We start from the raw sequence: 21,198 nt of genomic DNA on the forward strand, positions 1-21,198 counted from the left end.
CCCCGGTGGTGACCCCCAATCTGCCCGCCGCGCCCCCGCCGACGCCGGTAACGCCCGCTCAGACGCCGACCCGTGATGTCCCCCAATCCGCATCCGGTTGGGCCTGGCCGACGAAAGGTACGTTGATCAGCCGCTTCTCGGCCAGCAGCAGCCTAAACAAGGGAATAGACATCGCCGGGCAGGAAGGTCAGCCCGTGATGGCCGCTGCCGACGGTACCGTGGTCTATGCGGGAAATGGTCTACGGGGTTATGGTGAACTGGTTATCGTCAAACACAGCGAAACCTACGTTAGTGCCTACGGTCACAATCGTAGGTTGCTGGTTCGGGAAGGTGAGCGTGTCAAGATAGGGCAGACGATTGCCGAGATGGGTTCGACCGGGACTGATCGGGTCAAGCTCCATTTCGAGATTCGCCGTCAGGGCAAGCCGGTGGATCCCTTGCAGTTTTTGCCCAATCGCTGATTCGCTAGGCGCCGACTCGATCCCGCAGCTTTTTTGGGGGCGAGTCATGGCGCATCGGCAACGTATCGATACGCCCTGGCTCGAAGCGCAGACGAGCAAGGGTTACTCAAGATGATCCAGAACAAACAAGAAACCGAGTACGACCTCGGCGATGATGTCCTGCTTCTCGATTCCAATCCCTTCGGTGAGGAATCCGCCGATTCAGCCATGACCAAGGCGCTCTCCGGGCGCGGCAATCAGGTCTTGCGGGGGGCGAAACTGGCCGACTACGGCCGAGCGCTCGACGCTACCCAGCTCTATCTCAACGAAATCGGCTTTTCGCCGCTGCTGTCACCAGCGGAGGAAGTGCATTTCGCCCGTCTTGCCCAGCGTGGCGATCCCGCCGGTCGCAAGCGCATGATCGAAAGCAACCTGCGCCTGGTGGTGAAGATCGCTCGACGCTACATCAATCGCGGTCTGTCGCTGCTCGATTTGATCGAGGAGGGCAATCTCGGCCTGATTCGCGCGGTGGAGAAATTCGATCCCGAGCGAGGTTTCCGATTCTCCACCTATGCCACCTGGTGGATCCGGCAGACCATCGAGCGGGCGATCATGAATCAGACCCGCACCATTCGCCTGCCGATCCATGTGGTCAAGGAACTCAACCTGCATCTGCGCGCCGCGCGCGAACTGACCCAGAAGCTCGACCACGAGCCTTCACCCGAGGAAATCGCCGCCCTGCTGGAAAAGCCGGTAGCGGACGTCAAGCGGGTGATGGGCCTGAACGAGCGGATCAGCTCGGTTGACATGGTCCTCGGCCCCGATTCCGACAAGACCCTGCTCGACACCCTGACCGACGACCGCCCCACCGATCCCTGCGAATTGCTGCAGGATTCGGATCTCAACCAGAGCATCGACCAGTGGCTGCTGGAGCTGCCGGAAAAGCAGCGCGAGGTGGTGGTGCGTCGCTTCGGCCTGCGTGGTCATGAAGCCTGCACCCTGGAAGAGGTCGGGCAGGAGATAGGGCTCACCCGCGAGCGGGTCCGGCAGATCCAAGTCGAGGCGCTCAAGCGGTTGCGCGAGATTTTCGAGCGCAATGGCCTGTCCAGTGATTCGCTGTTCTGAACATGCCTAGCTGAATGTCAGCCAAACGGAGCCCGGATTTATCCGGGCTTTTTTCTGCGTGTCGTTGTAAGCCAAGGCTTACAGTCCGCGTAAGCATGCATCGCTTCAGGCTGCCGGAAAGTATCGCTTGAGCAGCTCGACCAATAGCCAAGTGCTTGCCGCGTAACGTTTTTTTGTTTCGAGGGGCGTGCTTAGCGAGTTCGCCGTGACCGACTGTGGCAGATTGCCAGCCTTCGGCAGAAGCGTACTATCGGCGCTGTGTCTGGGACGACGCGGATCGGCAGGAAGCGGATCGGGAACACCTCGGGACGAGGTTCACCAGGACGGTGACAGGATTACAGGGACAGGGACGAAGGGGGCGGAGCGATCCGCCCCCTTTTTTTTGGCCTGGATTTCCAGGCGCGGCCTAGCGCTCGAGCTGGGCGAGCTTGCCGGTCTTGCCATCCCATTCGGCCGCGTCGGGCAGGGCTTCCTTCTTCTCGGTGATGTTCGGCCAGATGTTGGCCAGCTCACTGTTAAGTTCGATGAAGGCTTCCTGGCCGGCCGGTACCTCGTCTTCCGAGAAGATCGCCTGGGCCGGGCACTCGGGCTCACACAGGGCGCAGTCGATGCACTCGTCCGGGTGAATTACCAGGAAGTTGGGGCCTTCGTAGAAGCAGTCCACCGGGCAGACTTCCACGCAGTCGGTATATTTGCATTTGATGCAGTTGTCAGTGACGACGAAGGTCATCTGCTCGTTCTCCTCAGGCTAAGGCGGCGGATTCTAGCAGCATTGCCGGAACCCTCGTATCCGTTAACTCAGATACGCTTTTTCCATTCGTAGATAAGCTCCAGGGCCCGTCTGGGTGTGATGTCGTCCGGCTGCAGGCGTTCCAGTTCCTCGATGAGAGGATGGGTGGCGCTGGCGAACAGATCGGCCTGCAACGGACGACCCTTGGCCGGCGCGCTTACCGGCAGGGGGGCACCCACCTCACCGTTGAAACTGGCCGCTTCCAGGCGGGCGAGATGCTCCCGCGCGCGCAGGATGACGTCCTCCGGCACGCCGGCCAGTTGGGCCACGGCCAGGCCATAGCTCTGGCTGGCCGGACCGGGCAGCACATGGTGCAGGAAGACGATGCGGTCGTTGTGCTCGGTGGCGTTGAGGTGGACGTTGGCCACGCTCGGCTGGCCTTCCGGCAGCACGGTCAGCTCGAAGTAATGGGTGGCGAACAGCGTCCAGGCGCGCAGGCGCGCCAGTTGCTCGGCGGCGGCCCAGGCCAGGGACAGGCCGTCGAAGGTACTGGTGCCGCGGCCGACCTCGTCCATCAGCACCAGGCTGTGTTCGCTGGCGTTGTGCAGGATGTTGGCGGTCTCGCTCATCTCCACCATGAAGGTGGAGCGGCCACCGGCCAGGTCGTCGCTGGAGCCGATGCGGGTGAAGATGCGATCCACCAGGGACAGCTCGCAACTCGCCGCCGGGACGAAGCTGCCGACATGGGCCAGCAGCACGATCAGTGCGGTCTGGCGCATATAGGTGGACTTGCCGCCCATGTTCGGGCCGGTGATCACCAGCATGCGGGTGTCGTTGTCGAGGGTGACGTCGTTGGCGACGAAGGGCGTTTCCAGCACCTGCTCCACCACCGGGTGACGTCCCTGGCCGATTTTCAGGCAGGGCTCCGCGACGAAGCGCGGCTTGTTCAGGTCCAGGTTGAGGGCGCGCTCGGCGAAGTTGGCCAGGACGTCCAGTTCGGCCAGGGCCGCGGCGCTGTCCTGCAAGGGCGCCAGGTGACCGATGAGTTCCTCCAGCAGCGCCTCGTAGAGGGCCTTTTCCCGCGCCAGGGCGCGACTCTGGGCCGACAGCGCCTTGTCTTCGAAGGCCTTGAGCTCCGGGGTGATGAAGCGCTCGGCGCCCTTGAGGGTCTGGCGGCGGATGTAGTCGGCCGGTGCCGACTCGGCCTGGCGGCTGGGGATCTCGATGAAATAGCCGTGGACGCGGTTGTAGCCGACCTTGAGGCCTTGCAGGCCGGTGCGGGCCTTTTCCCGGGCCTCCAGGTCCATGAGGAACTGGCCGGCGTTTTCGCTCAGGGTCTGCAGCTCGTCCAGCTCGCTGTCGTAGCCGCGCTTGATGACGCCGCCGTCGCGGATCACCGCCGGCGGATTGTCGATGATGGCGCGAGCCAGGGTCGCAGCCAGTTCCGGATAGGTCTTGATGCTTTTGGCCAGGTCGAGCAGGTGCGGGGCGATCATCTGCGTCAACCCCTCCTGCAGCGCCGGCAGCGCGGCCAGGGCGTCTCTCAGGCGCGCGAGGTCGCGCGGGCGGGCGTTGCGCAGGCCGATACGGGCGAGGATGCGCTCCAGGTCGCCGATGTCCTTGAGTTGCGGCTGCAGCGTCTCGAAGCGATAGCCTTCCAGCAGGCAGGTGATGGCGTCCTGGCGCGCCTCGATCACCGCGCGATTGCGCAGCGGCCGATTCAGCCAGCGGGTCAGCAGACGACTGCCCATGGCGGTCTGACAGCGGTCCACCACCGACTGCAGGGTGTTGTCGCGGCCACCGGCCAGGTTGACGTCCAGCTCCAGGTTGCGGCGGCTGGCGCCGTCGAGGATGACGGTGTCGTCCAGGCGCTCGTGCCTGAGGCTGCGCAGGTGCGGCAGGGCGGTGCGCTGGGTTTCCTTGGCATAGGCCAGCAGGCAGCCGGCGGCGCCGAGGGCCAGGCCCAGCTTGTCGCAGCCGAAGCCCTTGAGGTCGCCGGTACCGAATTGCTGGCAGAGACTCTTGAGCGCCGAATCGCAGTCGAAGTCCCAGGGCGCCCGGCGGCGCACGCCGCGGCGCTTCTCGGCGGGAAGGCCGGCGGGCCAGTCGTCGGGGATCAGCAGCTCGGCGGGATTGAGACGATCAAGCTCGGCCAGCAGGGTCTCCCAGCCGGCCAGTTCCTGCACGGTGAAGCGGCCGCTGGCGATGTCCAGCACGGCCAGGCCGAACAGGCGCTCGTCGCCCAGCACGGCGGTCAGCAGGTTGTCGCGGCGCTCGTCCAGCAGCGCTTCGTCACTGACGGTGCCAGGGGTGATGATGCGCACCACCTGGCGTTCCACCGGGCCTTTGCTGGTGGCGGGGTCGCCGATCTGCTCGCAGATCACCACGGATTCGCCGAGCTTGACCAGCTTGGCCAGGTAGCCTTCGGCGGAGTGGAAGGGGATGCCGGCCATGGGGATGGACTTGCCGGCCGAGGCGCCGCGGGCGGTCAGGGTGATGTCGAGCAACTTGGCGGCACGCCGGGCGTCGTCATAGAACAGCTCGTAGAAATCGCCCATGCGATAGAACAGCAGCTGCTCGGGATGCTGATGCTTGATCTTGAGGTACTGTTGCATCATGGGCGTGTGCGCGGAGAGATCGCTCATGCGGGTGTTTCGATCCGGTTGCCTGTGGATAGCCGCGTATTGTCCACCAACTGGCGGCGTTTGTCGGCCCCGCTCGGCTCAGTGCAGCGGTATCAGGCCTGCGGCCCTTGTTCGCGGGCAGCCAGCAGCTGATCGATGCGGGCCATCAGCCGTTCCAGGGTGAAAGGCTTGGCCAGCACCTCGACATCTGGAACAGGCAAGGCCTCGCCAGGCAGGTTTGCCTCGGCATAGCCGGTGATCAACAGGGTCATCAGACCCGGGCGGCGTTCCCGGGCCAGGGCGGCGAGCTGGCAGCCACTCAGCCCGCCCGGCAGGCCGACATCGGTAATCAGCAAGTCCAGCGAGATATCCGATTCCAGTACCTGCAGCGCCGCGGCGGCATCGGGTGCCTCCAGGGTATGGATGCGATGTTCGCGCAGGGCTTCGTCCACCAGCATGCGCACCAGAGGTTCGTCGTCCACCACCAGGACGGTCATGCCGTCGGGATAGCGCAGCGCTGGAGCCGACGGCGTCTCCACTGACGACGCTGAAGGCTCCACCAGGCGCGGCAGATAGAGGGTCACGGTGGTGCCTTGGCCGGGTGCCGAGGCGATATGGGCGACCCCGCCGGATTGCCTGGCGAAGCCATAGATCATCGACAGGCCAAGCCCGGTGCCCATGCCCACCGGCTTGGTGGTGAAGAAGGGATCGAAGGCCCGCGCCAGCACCGCGGGCGGCATCCCGGAACCGGTGTCGAGCACTGCCAGGGTCACATAGTCGCCAGCCGGCAATTCCAGCGCGGCGGCCTGGGCGTCGTTGAGTCGGCGATTGGCGGTGACGATGCGCAGCATCCCGCCCTCGGGCATGGCATCCCGGGCGTTGATGCACAGGTTGAGCAGGGCGTTCTCCAGCTGATGGGGATCGCACAGGGTGAGATTCAACGCCTCCGCCAGTTCGATATGGATCTCGATCTGGGGGCCGACCGAGCGGCGGATGAGTTCCTCCATGCCCAGCACCAGTGCGTTGGTCTGGGTGGCCGAAGGATCCAGCGCCTGGCGACGGGAAAAGGCGAGCAGGCGGTGGGTCAGGGCCGCGGCGCGCTCGGCGGCACCCTTGGCGCCACTGGCATAGCGCTCGAGATCGGTGAAGCGGCCCTGTTCGAGTCTCAGACTGAGCATGTCCAGACTGCCGATCACACCGGTCAGCAGGTTGTTGAAGTCATGAGCGATGCCTCCGGTCAGTTGGCCCACGGCTTCCATCTTCTGGCTCTGGCGCAGCTGTTCCTCGGTCTGGCGCAGGGCTTCCTGTTGCTCACGGATGGCGGTGACTTCGCGCACCGCAGAATAGATGAGGCCATCCTGCAACACCGAATTCCACGACAACCAGCGATAGCCGCCTTCTCGATGCCGATAGCGATTCTCGAAGCCGAACACCGGTTCGCCGTGCTTCAGGCGTTCCAGGGCCGTCTCGGTGCGGGCGCGATCCTCGACATGCACGAAGGCCATGAAAGGCTCGTGGCGCAACTGCTCTTCGCTCCAGCCCAGGGTGCTGGTCCAGGCTGGATTGAGGTCCAGCAGCTGGCCCTCCAGGGTCGCCGTACAGAGCAGATCGGGGCTGGCCTGCCAGATCAGATCACGCTGGCGGGTGCGCAGGGTGACCTGTTCGCCGAGATTGCCGGCGAAGCGATAGAGGGACTCCAGGCTGCGGCGCTGGGCTGCGCAGACCACCGCCATGATGACGTTGACCAGCACGAACAGCGCATGGGACACCCAGCGTTCCGAGAACAGTGCGAAATAGGCGGGTGCCTTGACGAAGAGGGTCTCGGCCAGCAGCACCGACAACAGGGTGGCGAAGATGCCGGGACCCAGGCCGAACCAGAAGGCCGCGGCCATGATGAAGGGAATGAACAGCAGATAGGGCAGGCTGTCGATGCCCAGGCTCAGGCGGATTCCGGCCGCGATGGCGATCAGCAGGGTAGCGCCCAGAAAGCGCAAGGGCGCCGGCGTCTCCCGCGGGACCAGCTTGAGCAGCCGGCCGAGCAGGGTATGGGTGGCAATGGGCACTGGCGCTAGACCTCGGGGCGCTGATCGCTCACGGTATCGAACGGGTCACGACCGGCAGGCCGGCTCAGGTGCCCTCGTGCCGCTCGAATTCCTCGACTGCGCGTACCACGCCAGCGTTGTCCGCCGCCGTGCTGCGGGCCTGGCGCTCGAAGGCGGTGGCCAGCTCATTGACCAGTTGCAGCAGACGCGGGATGTCGCCGCTGCGTTCGGCATCGGCGGCCTGCTCGCGCACGCGGTTGACGAAGGCTTGGGGATCGTCGAAGGCGGTCATGGGGCGTTCTCCGTTGTGATGATACTTGTCTGACCACAAATGACGGCCAAGGCTCACTCGCGCCGCGTCCAGGCCTGCGGATTGACCAGATTTGCCGGTCGCTGACCGCCCAGGGCGGCCAGCAGGTTGTCCACCGCGCAACGGGCCATGGCCTCGCGCGTCTCCCGGGTCGCCGAGCCCAGGTGCGGCGTGGGCACCACGTTGGGCAGCTGCAGCAGGGGCGAGTCCGGCGCCACGGGTTCCCGATCGAAGACGTCCAGCCCGGCGCCACGCAGCCGGCCTTCCTGCAAGGCGGCGATCAGGGCGGCCTCATCAATGACCGGGCCGCGCGAGACGTTGATCAGGATGGCGTGGGCCGGCAACCGGGCCAGTTCGGCGGCGCCCAGCAGGTGATGGGTCTCGTTGCTCAGGGGTACGGTGATGCAGAGGAAGTCGCAGCTCGCCAGCAACTCGGGCAGCGGCAGGAAGCGCGCGCCGAAGCGCTCGTCCACCTCGGGCTTGGCGGCGTGGGCGGTGTAGTTGACCTGCATGCCGAAACCCAGGTGGGCGCGGCGGGCGATGGCCTGGCCGATGCGGCCCATGCCCACCAGGCCCAGGGTCTTGCCATGGACGTCGCAACCGAAATGCGCCTCGCCCAGACTGGCCTGCCACTGGCCGGCGCGGACCCAGTCCGCCAGTTCGACAATGCGCCGCGCGGTGGCCAGCAACAGGGCGAAGGCGGCATCGGCGACGCTTTCGGTGAGCACATCCGGGGTGTTGCAGAGCAGGATGCCACGCCGCTCCAGATAGGGCAGGTCATAGCTGTCGAAGCCGACCGAGACGCTGGCGATGGCTTCCAGCCGGGGAGCCAGGTCCAGCAGTTCGGGCGTCAGCTTGTAGCTGGAGCCGAGCAGCCCCTGGGCCTCGGGCAGGCGTTCGCGCAGGCGGGCCTCCCCGCCCGGCGCCTTGACGTCGACGTATTCCAGATCGAAGGCTTCGTCCAGTCGCGCGGTCAGCGCCGGCGACAGGGCCTTGTAGTGGATCACCTTCTTTTTCATGGACAGCGCTTCCTCTAGTGACTGGTGGCGGGCTTGAGCGCCGCGGCGCGGGTGACCTGTTCCTGGCGCAGCAGCAGGGTCAGGACCACGGCCACCAGCAGGGCGCCGCCCATGAAGCCGAAGGACGCGCCGGGACCACCGGTCACGCCGTTGAGATAGCCCACCAGGTAGGAACCGGCAAAGGAGCCCAGGGCGCCCATGCTGTTGATCAGCGCCATGGCGCCGCCGGCGACGTTGCCAGGCAGGATCTCCGGAACGATGGCGAAGAAGGGGCCGTAGGGGGCGTACATGCAGGCACCGGCGACCACCAGCAGGGCATAGGACCACCAGAAGTGCTGGGTGCCGAGGGCGAAGGAGCCGAGGAAGGCCAGGGCGGCGATCAGCAGCGGCGGCCAGACGAACAGCTTGCGATTCTGCATGCGGTCCGAGGCCCAGGACACCCCGAGCATGGCCAGTACCGCGGCCAGATAGGGCAGCGAAGACAGCCAGCCGGCCTGAACGATGTCCAGATGGGCGCCCTGGCGCAGGATCGACGGCAACCAGATGACGAAGCCATAGACGCCGATGCTCCAGCAGAAATACTGCAGCGACAGGAGGATGACCTTGGGCGAACGGAAGGCTTCGGCGTAGTTCTTGACCGGCTTCATGCCCTGCTGCTCGGCCTTCAGCGCCTCTTCCAGGCGGGCCTTTTCGTCAGCGGCGAGCCACTTGGCATCCTTGGGCCGCTCGGCGGCCAGGCGCCACCAGATGAAGGCCCAGATCACCGCCGGCAGGCCTTCGATGATGAACATCCAGCGCCAGTCCAGGGCATGGATCAGATAACCCGAGACCACCGACATCCAGAGGATGGTCACCGGATTGCCGAGGATCAGAAAGGTATTGGCCCGGGAACGCTCACGCTTGGTGAACCAGTGGCAGAGATAGACCAGCATCGCCGGCATCACCGCCGCCTCGACGACGCCGAGCAGGAAGCGGATGGCGATCAGCAGGGTGACGTTGGGTACCAAGCCGGTCAGGGTCGCCAGACCGCCCCAGGCGATCAGGCTCCAGAAGATCAGTCGCTTGACGCTGCGCTTCTCGGCATAGATGGCGCCGGGCACCTGGAAGAAGAAGTAGCCGAGAAAGAACAGCGCGCCGAGCAGCGAGGACATTGCCGGGGTGATGCCCAGGTCGTCGGCCATGCCCGAGGCCGCGGCGAAGCCGTAGTTGGCCCGATCGAGATAGGCCAGGCTGTAGGTGATGAAGACCACCGGCATCAGATACCACCAGCGGCGTGGAGCGAGAGGGGAAGCGTTCATGGGGTCACCTGCTTGATTGTTCTTGTCAGGGGGTTGGCGTCGATCAGGGGAGTTCGTGGCGGTAGGGCAATCCTTCCATGTCACCGACCACCTGCACGGCGCGGGCGCCGATCCAGTTGCCGCGGGCGACGGCGGCGGCGACGTCGAGACCGTCGAGCAGGGCGCTGACGAAGCCGGTGGCGAAGCCATCGCCGGCGCCAACGGTGTCGACCACCTCGGCCACCGCTACGCCGGGGACCTCGCCCTCGGCGTCGGGCGTGCGCCAGTAGCCGCCCTCGGGGCCGAGCTTGATGGCCACGGCCTTGGCGCCGCGATCCAGGTAGAAGGCGGCGATGTCCGCCGGGGTGTCGTAGCCGGTCAGCAGCCGGCCCTCGGCCAGGCCGGGCAGCACCCAGTCGGCCAGGGCGGCGAGGTCGTTGAGTTCACGGCGCATCTGGTCTTCGCTGTCCCACAGCGACGGCCGCAGATTGGGATCGAAGGAGATGCTGCGACCGGCGTCGCGCATGGCCTGCAGCAGATGACGGCTGAAGGCGCGAGCGCTGTCCGACAGCGCTGGCGGAATACCGGTGGCATGCAGGTGACGCGCCTGCAGCAGGCTGGGGTCGAAGTCTTCTTCGATGTTGAGGTGGCTGGCCGCCGAGCCGCGGCGGAAGTACTCCACCACCGGATCGCTGCCATCGGTGGCGCGGGACTTGAGCTGGAAGCCGGTGGGGTGCCGGGGATCGACGGTGAGGCGGCGGCAGTCCAGGCCCTCGGCCTCGAGACTGGCGCGCACGAAGCGGCCAAAGGAGTCATCGCCCACCCGCGACAGCCAGGCGACCTTGAAGCCCAGGCGACTCAGGCCGATGGCCACGTTGTTATCGGCGCCGGCGATGCGCTTGCCGAACTGGTCGACCGTGGCCAGCTCACCAGGCGTCTCGGCGACGAACATGGTCATGGTTTCGCCAAAGGCGAGGATGTCGATGTCAGCCATGCCGGCGCTCCTCCCGGGCCTGCCCATCCAGGGTGCGTAGCGCCGCTACCTGGCGGCGGGTCTCGGCCAGCAGATCCGCCCCCATCAGCGGAAATTCGATGGCGCGGCGCAGGCGGCTGGGGAAGTGCGCCATCAGGCCCTGCCAGGCCAGCAGGTCGGCGGCTTCCGGCGGTACGGCGTGCAGGCCACCGGCCCGCCGGCGCACCGCCTTGCAATGCAGGTAACGGACGTCGGGGCCGAGCAGGCGAGCAGCCTGCAAAGGGTCTTCGTCCTGCCAGCGCCAGTTGCCGACGTCGAAGGTCAGCGCCACCGGCAACTGGATTGCCCGGGCCGCCTGGATGAAGGCGCGCAGTGGCTCGACCCGGCCGCCCTGGGCGGTCTGGTCGTTTTCCACCAGCAGCTGTGGGCCGTCGCCTGTCAGCAGGCTGGCGAGCGGCGCCAGATCGGCCGCCGCGCGGTAGTGCCCGAGGGACACCTTGAGTGTATCGGCGCCCAGCAGGCGGGCTTCCGCGAGGGCCGAGGGCAGACGTGGCGAGAGGGCCGCGCCGGCGTCGGGCCAGAGTTCGAGGGGGACCGAATAGACACAGCCCAGACCAGCTGCCTGGATGGCGGCGCCCAGGGCGGCGAAATCGGGCGCCTCGGTAAAGAGTTCGGCGCGGATTTCCACATGGGTGGCGCCCGCGGCGGCGATCAGGTCGAGCCAGGCGGCCTGACCCTGGGTACGGACCCCGTCGGCACCAAAGGCCGAGGTGGTGATGGCGATCTCCGGTGGCATTGTTGTTCTCCTGAAACCGGTTTCAACAAAAGACGAGCAAAAGGGCGAAAGGTGCCTCTAGGTTCGGGCGCGAGTCGACTGACGGATGCGCAATTCCGCGCCGAAGGTCTGCTGCACCGGGGCGCTGCGATCCCCGTCGATCCGCCGCTGCAACCGCTCGAAGGCGGCTATGCCCAGGGCATGGGTCGGCTGGGCAAGGGCGCTGATGCCGCCACCCACCAGGGGAAACCAGTCGAGGTCGTCGAGAGCGAGCAGGCCGAGGCGTTCGAACAGGGGTTCGCCCAGGGCCTGCAGCGCCAGGGTCGTCGCCAGGGTCGCCACGCCATTGGCGGTGAGCAGCGCCTTGGGGCCGGGTCCGGGGCTGGCGAGAAAGGCGGCCAGTGCCGTCTGCAAGGCCAGGGCATCGTCGGCCTGGGCGCAATGCCCGCCACGACAGCCAGGATGGTCGGCCAGGGCTGCGTCGAAGGCCGTCAGCCGCTGGCGGCGGGAGCTGGTGCCGTCCAGAGGTTCGCTGACCAGCAACAGGTCGCGATACCCCTGACACTGCAGGTGGGCCACGCCTTCGGCGATGGCCTGGTGGTTGTCGAGGCCGACCAGATCGGCCTCGACGCCCGGCAGTTCGCGATCCAGCAGCACCAGCGGCAGGCGGCTGCCCAGGTGGCGCAGGTCGGCGGCGTGCTGGCCAAAGGTGTTCACGATCAGGCCTTCGATGCTGTAGGACTGCAGCGCGGCCAGTTGCTGGCGCTCCTGGCGGGCGTCCTGGTCGGTGTTGCAGATCAGCAGCGAATAGCCCTGCTGGCGGCAGGCGGTTTCCACGCCATGCATCACCGCGGTGGAGTAGGGATTGAGCAGATCGGCCACCAGCATCCCGATCAGGCGGCTGCGACCGCGCTTGAGGCCACGGGCCATCTGGTTGGGCTGGAAATCGAGGGCGACCACGGCCTGCTCGATACGCGCGGCGAGGGAATCGGACAGCAGGCGGCGATCGTCGCTGATGTAGCGAGACACGCTGGCCTTGGACACGCCGGCGGCGGCGGCCACTTCGGCGATGGTCGCACGGGTGGCGCGCGGACCGGGGAGAAAGACATCGTTCATGGCGTACCGCTGTTAGGATTTTGTAGGTGCCTGAAACCGGTTTCAGTAAATCTTTTCTCACGCGGACCGGCAAGCCGGTCTAAGGTGCAGGCCGACCAGTGGTCGCCGCAGGCGGTCGCTGGCCGCGGTCACCTTTTATGTTCTCCTTTGCACAGGAAGGTCTCGATGGACTCCCTCGACAGTCTCGCCCAACAACTGGGTGAAGCCCTGCAGGCGGCCGGCGCCCAGGTCACCACTGCCGAATCCTGCACCGGTGGCGGCATCGCCGAGGCGATCACCCGCGTCGCCGGCAGCTCGGCCTGGTTCGAGGCCGGCTTCGTCACCTACTCCAACCGCCAGAAGACCCTGCAACTGGGCGTGCCCGAGGCGCTGTTCGAGCAGGTCGGCGCGGTCAGTGAGGAGGTGGTGGCGGCCATGGCGCTGGGCGCGCAACAGCGTGCCGGTGCCCGCTTCGCGGTCGCGGTGAGCGGTATCGCCGGGCCGGGCGGCGCGGTGCCGGGCAAGCCGGTCGGTACCGTCTGGCTGGCCTGGCGCGACGGCGAAAAATTGCACACCGAACGGCAGGTATTTGCGGGTGATCGCGCCGCCGTTCGCCAGCAGACCCAGGTCCGCGCGCTGGAGGTTTTATTGGCCTTCCTGACCGAGGAAAAAGGCCCTCAGGTGTAGCAACCAGGGGGTGAATATGGTTTAATACTGTTCACTTATACAGGTATCCACGGCCGTCTGGCCCTTCTTTCTCCGAGAGGAATCTAATGGACGACAACAAAAAGCGTGCCCTGGCCGCGGCCTTGGGACAGATCGAAAAGCAATTCGGCAAGGGCACCGTGATGCGCATGGGCGATCACGAGCGCCAGGCCATTCCGGCGATTTCCACCGGCTCCCTGGGCCTGGACATCGCCCTTGGCATCGGTGGTCTGCCCAAGGGCCGGATCGTCGAAATCTACGGTCCCGAGTCCTCGGGCAAGACCACCCTGACCCTGTCGGTCATCGCCCAGGCCCAGAAGCAGGGCGCCACCTGCGCCTTCGTCGACGCCGAACATGCCCTGGATCCGGACTACGCCGGCAAGCTGGGCGTCAATGTCGACGACCTGCTGGTGTCCCAGCCGGATACCGGTGAACAGGCCCTGGAAATCACCGACATGCTGGTGCGCTCTAACGCCGTCGACGTCATCATCGTCGACTCCGTGGCCGCTCTGGTGCCCAAGGCCGAGATCGAAGGCGAGATGGGTGACATGCACGTGGGCCTGCAGGCGCGCCTGATGTCCCAGGCGCTGCGCAAGATCACCGGCAACATCAAGAACGCCAACTGCCTGGTCATCTTCATCAACCAGATCCGCATGAAGATCGGGGTGATGTTCGGCAACCCCGAGACTACCACCGGCGGTAACGCCCTGAAGTTCTATTCGTCGGTCCGCCTGGACATCCGTCGCATCGGCGCGGTGAAGGAAGGCGACGAGGTGATCGGCAGCGAAACCCGCGTCAAGGTGGTCAAGAACAAGGTGGCACCGCCGTTCCGCCAGGCCGAGTTCCAGATCCTCTATGGCAAGGGTATCTACCTGAACGGCGAGATCATCGATCTGGGCGTGCAGCTGGGTCTGATCGAGAAGTCGGGTGCCTGGTACAGCTACCAGGGCAGCAAGATCGGCCAGGGCAAGGGTAACGCTGCCAAGTTCCTGGAAGACAATCCCGAGATCAAGGGCGCCGTGGACAAGGCGATCCGCGAAAAGCTGCTGAGCCAGCCGACCAATCAGAAAGCCGAAGTGGCTGCTGAAGAAGGCGCTGACGTCGATCTCTGATCGCCTGCCAGTGTTCCAGACGACCCCCGCCCCGTGCGGGGGTTTTCGTATGAGGAGGATCACCCTTGGGCAATCCGCTGGATACCACCGCTGCCATCCGTTTCGCTGCCATGGATCTGCTGGCGCGTCGCGAGCATGGCCGTGAAGAGCTGTCGCGCAAGCTGCGTCGGCGCGGGGCCGAGGAGGAACTGCTCGGTCCGGTGCTGGATCGCCTAGCCGAGGATGGCCTGCTCGATGAAAGTCGCTATCTGGAGAGCTATATCGCCAGCCGTGCCCGCTCCGGTTACGGGCCCATGCGCATCCGCGAGGAACTGGGCCAGCGTGGCCTGAAAAGAGAGCAGGTGGAGATGGCCCTGCGCGAAGCGGACGTGGACTGGCAGGCGCAGCTGGAAGAGGTATGGCGCCGGAAATTCGGTACGCCGCCGGCCGACGCCAAGGAGCGTGCCAAGCAGGGGCGTTTCCTGGCCTACCGAGGCTATGCCATGGACGGGATCAACCGGGTGCTGAGTCGGCGGTAGTGGGGTGTGGCTTGCGGTGTTGGGCTTCGCTGTGATCAGCGCCAGCCTGCAGGTCCATCCCGCCCAAGGTGAGTGATTGATTGCGGGAAATGAACGCGCGCACGACTAACCCCCTCTCCCTGAGGAAGAGGGTTGGGGTGAGGGGGTGCTTCGCGGTGATGCCGAATGGAAAGGAGGCGCCATTTTCCGTGCGTTTGCCAGGACACGAATCGAGTTCAGAGCCATCGCGGCCATGGGCCGCTCCTACAGTCAAATCAGTGTCTGTAAGAGCGGCCCATGGCCGCGATGGCAGCGATCACTTCGGTCCCGCACCGCAGGTTCGCGCTGAGCACAGTGGCGCCTAGCATCGGTTCTGGTGTTGGATATCGTTGGGCTTCGCTGCGCTCAACCGAACCTACGGGAGAGTGCTGCAGGTTGGGTTGAGACGGCCCCATCGTCGAAGCCCAACATGGCGGCAGAGTCTGGATACGTTGGGCTTCGCAGTGCTCAGCGCCAACCTACGTGACTGCCCAATGCTCCGGCCGATTGAGTTCGTCCACCAGTTCGCGCAGACGACCGTAGTGACGGCCATGGAAGTCGAAGGCGAGGCGCGTCAGATGGGCGAATTCCGCTTCGTCGGGCTGGCCTTCCCCGGGCGCCAGCTGGGTGAAGCCCGGGGTCCGGCAGAGGTCGCCGAAATCCGTTGCCAGGCGCTCAAGACAGGCCGGTGTCAGGGCGTGCTTGAGGCGGATATGCAACAGGCCGTCACGTCGGCGGGTGGAGTGGTAGTTGCCATAGAAGTGCTCGATCTCGGCGGCGGCGGCTTCCGGTGAGCGTACCAGCCGGACCAGCTTGAGATCGGCTGGCAGGATGTAGCCTTCCTCCAGCAGATTGCGCTGCAGATAGGCCAGGGTGTCGTCCCAGAAGTGGCCGTCGGGGGTGTCCAGCAGGACCAGCGGCACCAGCGGACTCTTGCCGGTCTGGATCAGGGTGAGCACCTCGAAGGTCTCGTCCAGGGTGCCGAAACCGCCGGGGCAGAGCACCAGGGCATCCGCCTCCTTGAGAAAGAACAGCTTGCGCACATAGAAGAAGTGAAAGGACAGCAGGTGATCCGTGCCCTCGATGGTGGGATTGGCGCGCTGTTCGAAGGGCAGGGTGATGTTGAAGCCGAGACTGGCCTCGGGCCCTGCGCCTTCGTGGGCCGCGCCCATGATGCCGGCGCCGCCGCCGGTGATGACCATCATGTCGCGGCGGGCCAGGGCACTGCCCAGTTCGCGGGCGAGGGCATAGAGGCCATGATCGATGCGGGTCCGCGCCGAGCCGAATACCGTGACCTTGCGTCGCCTGCGGAAACGCTCGAGGGTGCGGAAGGCCTGCTCCAGCTCCTTGAGCGTCTGCAGCATGATCTTGGCGTCCCAGCGTGCCGGATTGGTCTGCGCCATGCGCACCACCGTCACCAGCATCTCGCGGTAGAGGCCCAGGTTGGGACTGCCGCCCGGGAGGGCGTGCTCCAGCAATTCGTCGATGCGCTGACCGAGGTCGGCGGCGCTGGGCTCCACGTGGCGGGCCAGGTAGCTGTCGTCGCTGTCCTCGGTCATGGCCGCGGTCTCCGCTTACTTGCCCAGGCCGCAGTCGGCCGCCTGGAAGCGCTCGACCATGACCGGCTTGTTGGTCTGGTATTCGGTGAAGTCATAGACCAGGGTGGCGCCACGGGCCAGCAGCTGGCGATAACCATTGTTTTGGCAGACGCTTTCGGCGAGCTGTACCCGCACCGTGGCCGGATTCTCGCGCATGCGGGCGGCATGGGCCGGGCGGACGCTGAGGTTGTTGATCAGCTGCTTGCCCTGCACGGTATAGCCGCGGTCGAGGATGTCTTCGTTGATGGCGCGGGGCGTGCCCTGGCTGCTCTCGGTCGCCACCTTGCGCAGCATCTGGTTGAGCTCGTGGTCCTTGAGCGACTCGGCCGCCTGGACGGTGAAGGGCAGGGCGAGGGTCAGGGCGAGCAAAGCAAAACGAGGCATCGTGTTCTCCAGCGTAGAGGAGCCCGTTTCGACCGTGGTCGCGGGCGGGGGTTCGCAGGGCGTCTGCGCAGGGTAACCTGCCTGGCCGCCGCGGGCATCCCGATCGCTCTGGTAAACTGCGCTTTTGCCCCGCGAGCCCGGCATGACCCCGATCAGCGACACCCCTCTGCATGCCGTGGCCCGTCTGCGCCAGGAGCGCCTGGCGCGCAGCATCAAGCCCTTCATCGCCCGTGGCTCGCGCATGGCGCGCTGCCCGAATTGCCGCCTGGCACCCAGCCACTGCCTCTGCGACCTGCGTCCCCTGCGCCAGACCCACGCCGGCATGTGCCTGCTGATGCACGACGTCGAGCCGCTCAAGCCGAGCAACACCGGTTGGCTGATCGCCGACGTGGTGGCCGACACTCATGCCTTCGGCTGGAGTCGCACGGCGGTGGATCCGGGGCTGCCGGCATTGCTCGCGCAGCCGGAATGGCAACCGCTGCTGGTGTTTCCCGGCGAGTACGCCGCGCCCGAGCGGGTGGTCGAGAGCCTGCCGCTGGCGCCCGGTCAGCGCCCGCTGTTCGTGCTGCTGGATGCCACCTGGACCGAGGCGCGCAAGATGTTTCGCAAGAGTCCCTATCTGGACCGCCTGCCGGTGCTGAGCTTCCAGCCCAACGCCCTGTCGCGCTATCGCCTGCGGCGCTCGACCCGGGGCGAGCACCTGTGCACCGCCGAGGTCGCCGCCCTGTGCCTGGAACTGGCCGGCGAGGCACCGGCCGGTCGGTTGCTGGAGGCCTATCTGGATGTCTTCAGCGAGCGCTACCTGGACGCCAAGCATCACCTGCCGCTGGCGGCGGACAGCCCGGCCAGCCGGCAACTGAAGGCCCTGCGAGATTAGTTGACCGGCTTGATCTCCACCGGCGCCTGGCGCGGCCAGAGCTGGGCCGCGAGCATGCCGGCGAACATCAGGCCGCAGCCCAGGTAGCCACGACCGCTGAGGGCCTCGCCTAGCAGCCAGGCACCGAAGAAGGCGGCGAACACCGCCTCCAGGGAAAAGATCACCGCCGCATGGGAGGCGATGGCGCCGCGCTGGGCGAACACCTGCAGGGTGTAGCCGATGCCGGCGGCGATCAAGCCGCCATAGAGCAGCTCGGGCAGGGCGAGGACGATCCCGGTCGACTGGATCGGCTCGAAAGCCAGTGCCAGCGCCAGGCTGAGCACGGCGCAGACGCCGAATTGCAGGATCGACAGCACCGTGGCGTCGTGGCGACTGGAATAGTGCCCCACCAGCAGCACATGGATCCCCCAGGCCAGGGCGCCGGCCAGTTGCAGCAGATCGCCCGAGGCCACGTGGAAGTTGTCGCCGATGCTCAGCAGCCCCATGCCGACCACCGCCAGGCTGGCGCCGATCCAGGTGCCCAGGTGGCTGCGCTGGCCGAGCAGCAGCCCCAGTAGCGGCACCACGATGACATAGAGGCCGGTGATGAAGCCGGAATTGGTCACGCTGGTGAACAGCAGGCCGACCTGCTGCAGGTTGATGCCCAGGGTCAGTACCAGGCCCATCAGCAGGCCGCCCTTGAAGGTGTCGCGGGTCAGACGCTGCTGGCGGCCGCGGCGGCGCAGGAACAGGAGCAGCGGGACCAGGGTGAGGGCGCCCAGGGCGAATCTCAGGCCGGTATAGAGAAAGGGACCGATGTGCTCCATGCCGCCGGTCTGGGCGATGAAGGCGCTACCCCAGATGAGGGCGGTGAGCAGCATGAGCAGATCGGCACGCAGGGCGGCGCTGGGCATGGGACGTCTCTTGGGCAAAACGGCAACTGTGCCGCAAACCGCAGGGCCTTGCCTACCGTCCGCGGTCCGCCCGGCCTTGCCCCCGTCCGCGCCGTTCGGCATGCTTGCGTGCAGCCCGTGCGCCAGCTACCTGGTCGACGTGGGCGCTCACGACAACAAGGAAAGCTACACCATGGCGGCTGCCTACCAGATACTGATCGCCGACGATCATCCGCTGTTTCGCAGCGCGCTGCAGCAGGCCCTGACCCTGGGCCTGGGCGCCCAGGCACGGCTCACCGAGGTGGCCGACATCGCCGAACTCCAGGCCTGCCTGGCCGAGCGCACCGACTGGGATCTGGTCCTGCTCGATCTCAACATGCCCGGCGCCTATGGCTTTTCCGGACTGGTCCTCCTGCGGGGCCAGTATCCCCAGGTGCCGGTGGTGATGATCTCGGCCCAGGAGGAACCGGCGGTGGTGCAGCGCGCCCGGGAATTCGGCGCCAGTGGCTTCATTCCCAAGTCCAGCGATCTGAGCACCCTGCAGCAGGCGGTCAGTCAGGTGCTGGATGGCGATACCTGGTGGCCGCCCCAGGTGGAAGGCGCTCCCGCCCTGAGCGAGGAAGCCAAGGCCGCCAGCGCCGGACTCGCCAGTCTCACCCCCCAGCAATTCCGGGTGCTGACCATGCTCTGCGAAGGCCTGCTCAACAAGCAGATCGCCTTCGAGCTCAATGTCTCCGAGGCCACGGTCAAGGCCCATGCCACGGCCATCTTCCGCAAGCTCGGCGTCCGCACCCGCACCCAGGCGGCGCTGCTGCTGCAGCAACTGGAGAGCACCTCCAGCTGACCCAGGCGCTGTCGGCGCCTGAACCGGGCGCGACCCTCGACTTTCACTTTCTGGCAGCTGCCGTCCATCCGGATCGGCGGTTCGCCCCTGCTGGATGGAGCTTTCGGTGATCTCTCCCTACAAAGGCAAGACCGGCCTGCGCCGGGTCATCAATGCCACCGGCTATTCCCTGGCCGGCCTGCGCACGGCCTTTCGCCAGGAAGCGGCCTTTCGTTCGCTGGTGATGCTCAATGTGGTGCTGGTGCCCCTGGCCTTCTGGCTGGACGTCAGTCGCGGCGAGCGGGCGTTGCTGGTGGCGGTCTGCCTGCTGTCGCTGGTGGTCGAACTGTTCAACGCGGCCATCGAGGCGGTGGTGGACCGCATTTCCCTGGATTGGCACGAACTGTCGAAGAACGCCAAGGATCTGGGCAGCGCTGCGCAGTTCGTGGCCATGATCATCATCGCCGTGGTCTGGGGCATCGTCCTGCTCGGGTGAGCAGGACCCCGGTCAGAGGGTAGCGCCCAGGGTGGCACCCGCCGTGGTGTCATCCGCGGCCAGGCCCTGTTCCAGCACGCTGGGCTGGGCCGAGTGGATGACCTTGTGGATGAAGTGCAGCTTGGCGATCACCGGGGCGGGCAGGGCGAAGGGATAGAAGTCCGGCTGGCCCATGCTGCGCGACAGCTCGTTGAGCATGGCCGCCAATTCGATCCAGGCATTGGCGAAGCCGAGGAATTCGTCGTCGCTGCGATCCTCGGCCTCGTACAGCGCCTCGCGGGTGAACGGCTGGAAGTCCAGCTGCAGGCTGCCGGCGTTCATGCCCAGGCTGGCGGCGGTGGCCAGGGTGTCCATCATGTGCAGGTAGTGCGCCCAGGTTTCCGCCCAGTCCTCCCAGGGGTGCATGGTGGCGTAGGCGCTGACGTACTGGCTCTCCCAGCCTGCCGGTGCGCCCTGCTCGTAGTGGTGCTGGAGCGCCTGGCCATAGTCGGCGCGTTCGTCACCGAACAGGGCGCGGAAGGGTTCTTCCCAGTCGGTGCCGGCGACCAGGCGATCGAAGTAGTAGTGGCCGACCTCGTGGCGGAAGTGCCCGAGCAGGGTGCGATAGGGTTCGTGCATGTCGGCGCGGACCTTTTCCCGGTGGGCATCGTCCGCTTCGAGGATGTTCAGGGTGATGAGGCCATTGGCGTGCCCGGTGGTGGGGGTGCCGGTGGCATCGGGGGCGAGGAAGTCGAAGGCGAGGCCGTGCTCGGCATCCACGGTCTGGGGGATCACCTGCAGCCCCAGGCCCAGCAACTGGGCGACCAGTTGCCGCTTGGCCAGCTCCAGCTTGCGCCAGCGCTCGCCGTTGCCGTCGAAGGACAGGTCCGGGATGGTGTGATTGAGCTGGCAGGCCACGCAGAAGTTTTCTCCCGAGTCGGCCGGTACCAGCCAGTTGCAGGCGGCGGGCATGTCCAGGTTGGCGCAGCGGCGATAGAGCGCGCTGGTCGCCTCGGGCAGTTGCCAGAGGCCGCCTTCGCCCGGCAGCAGCGCCGTCGGCGTGCCCTGGTCCGGGGCGTAACCCAGGGCGTTGCCGCAGGCCAGGCACTCGCTGTTGGGAAAGAAGATGGCCTGGCCGCAGGTGCAGTTGGCGACCTTGCGCTGGACGGGCAGGGCGCGCAGGGCGTTGCGTTGCTGACGATTCGAGCTGTAGCTTCCGAGAAAATTGCGCATGGGGCTGATACCTGGCGAGAGCGGCCGCGTCGGACGTCGGCGGAGCGCCGGCGTCTTGCTAGCGGATTAGTAGAGCGGCTCGACCCGGGAGTTCCGGGTTGTTCGTCGCCTGGGACGGCCGGCGAGGGCTCTGGGATCGGCTCCCGCACCGGGCGACGCGCCACAGGCAGCGG

21 protein-coding genes are annotated in these 21,198 nt (G+C 66.3%); 8 read left to right on the forward strand and 13 right to left on the reverse strand.

The features are described from left to right. Together OMP44_RS23520 and rpoS are read left to right on the forward strand one after the other, a co-directional pair. Positions 1-461: peptidoglycan DD-metalloendopeptidase family protein (locus tag OMP44_RS23520; RefSeq protein ID WP_280311460.1), on the forward strand; the 461-nt coding region annotated here is incomplete at its 5' end. A gap of 111 nt (positions 462-572) precedes the next feature. Then, a complete protein-coding gene (gene rpoS / locus OMP44_RS23525) occupies positions 573-1,565 on the forward strand; it encodes an RNA polymerase sigma factor RpoS (RefSeq protein ID WP_133859798.1) in 993 nt (330 codons plus the stop codon). A 406-nt stretch (positions 1,566-1,971) separates the two neighbouring features. Here rpoS and fdxA read toward each other — a convergent pair whose 3' ends face one another. The 9 genes from fdxA to OMP44_RS23570 form a co-directional block, all read right to left on the reverse strand. Next, positions 1,972-2,295 carry a ferredoxin FdxA gene (fdxA, locus tag OMP44_RS23530; RefSeq protein WP_059314069.1) on the reverse strand — a complete coding sequence of 108 codons (324 nt, stop codon included), beginning with the start codon at positions 2,293-2,295 and terminating at the stop codon, positions 1,972-1,974. Between the two features lie 68 nt (positions 2,296-2,363). Further along, positions 2,364-4,940, reverse strand: a complete 2,577-nt coding sequence (gene mutS, locus OMP44_RS23535) for a DNA mismatch repair protein MutS (RefSeq protein WP_280311461.1) — start codon at positions 4,938-4,940, stop codon at positions 2,364-2,366. A gap of 92 nt (positions 4,941-5,032) precedes the next feature. Then, positions 5,033-6,982 carry an ATP-binding protein gene (locus OMP44_RS23540; RefSeq protein ID WP_280311462.1) on the reverse strand — a complete coding sequence of 650 codons (1,950 nt, stop codon included), beginning with the start codon at positions 6,980-6,982 and terminating at the stop codon, positions 5,033-5,035. 64 nt (positions 6,983-7,046) lie between these two features. After that, entirely contained in the window at positions 7,047-7,253 is a 207-nt protein-coding gene (locus tag OMP44_RS23545; RefSeq protein WP_158895980.1) for a hypothetical protein, read from the reverse strand. Positions 7,254-7,306: 53 nt separating this feature from the next. Beyond that, entirely contained in the window at positions 7,307-8,290 is a 984-nt protein-coding gene (locus OMP44_RS23550) for an NAD(P)-dependent oxidoreductase (protein WP_280311463.1), read from the reverse strand. A 14-nt stretch (positions 8,291-8,304) separates the two neighbouring features. Next, positions 8,305-9,588: an MFS transporter gene (locus OMP44_RS23555; protein WP_187978714.1), complete on the reverse strand. Its 1,284-nt coding sequence runs from the start codon at positions 9,586-9,588 to the stop codon at positions 8,305-8,307. 43 nt (positions 9,589-9,631) lie between these two features. Beyond that, positions 9,632-10,561: a sugar kinase gene (locus OMP44_RS23560; RefSeq protein ID WP_280311464.1), complete on the reverse strand. Its 930-nt coding sequence runs from the start codon at positions 10,559-10,561 to the stop codon at positions 9,632-9,634. After that, the gene (locus tag OMP44_RS23565) at positions 10,554-11,336 is read right to left on the reverse strand and encodes a sugar phosphate isomerase/epimerase family protein (protein ID WP_280311465.1); all 783 of its coding nucleotides are present in this window, start codon (positions 11,334-11,336) and stop codon (positions 10,554-10,556) included. The genes OMP44_RS23560 and OMP44_RS23565 overlap by 8 nt, the downstream gene beginning before the upstream one ends. Before the next feature lie 57 nt (positions 11,337-11,393). Then, positions 11,394-12,431 (reverse strand): substrate-binding domain-containing protein, encoded by a 1,038-nt coding sequence (locus tag OMP44_RS23570; RefSeq protein ID WP_187978717.1) that lies wholly within the window; start codon positions 12,429-12,431, stop codon positions 11,394-11,396. A gap of 165 nt (positions 12,432-12,596) precedes the next feature. Here OMP44_RS23570 and OMP44_RS23575 point away from each other — a divergent pair, with 165 nt between their 5' ends. From OMP44_RS23575 to recX, 3 genes are all read left to right on the forward strand, one after another. Continuing rightward, entirely contained in the window at positions 12,597-13,097 is a 501-nt protein-coding gene (locus OMP44_RS23575) for a CinA family protein (RefSeq protein WP_187978718.1), read from the forward strand. 86 nt (positions 13,098-13,183) lie between these two features. Further along, positions 13,184-14,227 carry a recombinase RecA gene (recA, locus tag OMP44_RS23580; protein WP_133859788.1) on the forward strand — a complete coding sequence of 348 codons (1,044 nt, stop codon included), beginning with the start codon at positions 13,184-13,186 and terminating at the stop codon, positions 14,225-14,227. A 65-nt stretch (positions 14,228-14,292) separates the two neighbouring features. Next, complete coding sequence (recX, locus tag OMP44_RS23585; RefSeq protein ID WP_158895966.1) at positions 14,293-14,745, forward strand: recombination regulator RecX; 453 nt, start codon at positions 14,293-14,295, stop codon at positions 14,743-14,745. Positions 14,746-15,242: 497 nt separating this feature from the next. On the opposite strand, the gene OMP44_RS23590 is transcribed toward recX, so the two are convergent. Then, positions 15,243-16,322: an LOG family protein gene (locus OMP44_RS23590; protein ID WP_187978719.1), complete on the reverse strand. Its 1,080-nt coding sequence runs from the start codon at positions 16,320-16,322 to the stop codon at positions 15,243-15,245. 15 nt (positions 16,323-16,337) lie between these two features. After that, entirely contained in the window at positions 16,338-16,745 is a 408-nt protein-coding gene (locus OMP44_RS23595; protein ID WP_027597050.1) for a quorum-sensing-regulated virulence factor family protein, read from the reverse strand. A gap of 142 nt (positions 16,746-16,887) precedes the next feature. Between OMP44_RS23595 and OMP44_RS23600 the strand changes: the two genes are divergently transcribed. Beyond that, positions 16,888-17,622 (forward strand): tRNA-uridine aminocarboxypropyltransferase, encoded by a 735-nt coding sequence (locus OMP44_RS23600; RefSeq protein WP_187978720.1) that lies wholly within the window; start codon positions 16,888-16,890, stop codon positions 17,620-17,622. On the opposite strand, the gene OMP44_RS23605 is transcribed toward OMP44_RS23600, so the two are convergent. Then, positions 17,619-18,515, reverse strand: coding sequence for a DMT family transporter (locus OMP44_RS23605; protein ID WP_280311466.1), 897 nt, complete (start codon positions 18,513-18,515; stop codon positions 17,619-17,621). The genes OMP44_RS23600 and OMP44_RS23605 overlap by 4 nt on opposite strands. Positions 18,516-18,687: 172 nt before the next feature. On the opposite strand from OMP44_RS23605, the gene erdR reads away from it, so the two are divergent. Together erdR and OMP44_RS23615 are read left to right on the forward strand one after the other, a co-directional pair. Then, positions 18,688-19,338, forward strand: a complete 651-nt coding sequence (erdR, locus tag OMP44_RS23610; protein ID WP_133859994.1) for a response regulator transcription factor ErdR — start codon at positions 18,688-18,690, stop codon at positions 19,336-19,338. A gap of 94 nt (positions 19,339-19,432) precedes the next feature. Continuing rightward, positions 19,433-19,813, forward strand: coding sequence for a diacylglycerol kinase (locus tag OMP44_RS23615; RefSeq protein ID WP_178083871.1), 381 nt, complete (start codon positions 19,433-19,435; stop codon positions 19,811-19,813). A gap of 12 nt (positions 19,814-19,825) precedes the next feature. Here the strand turns inward: OMP44_RS23615 and OMP44_RS23620 are convergent, their stop codons facing one another. After that, on the reverse strand, positions 19,826-21,025 hold the full coding sequence (locus OMP44_RS23620) for a zinc-binding metallopeptidase family protein (protein ID WP_280311467.1): 1,200 nt from the start codon (positions 21,023-21,025) through the stop codon (positions 19,826-19,828). Positions 21,026-21,198 lie beyond the last annotated feature (173 nt).

Source organism: Pseudomonas flavocrustae, assembly GCF_029872515.1.
Taxonomy (GTDB): domain Bacteria; phylum Pseudomonadota; class Gammaproteobacteria; order Pseudomonadales; family Pseudomonadaceae; genus Chryseomonas; species Chryseomonas aestiva.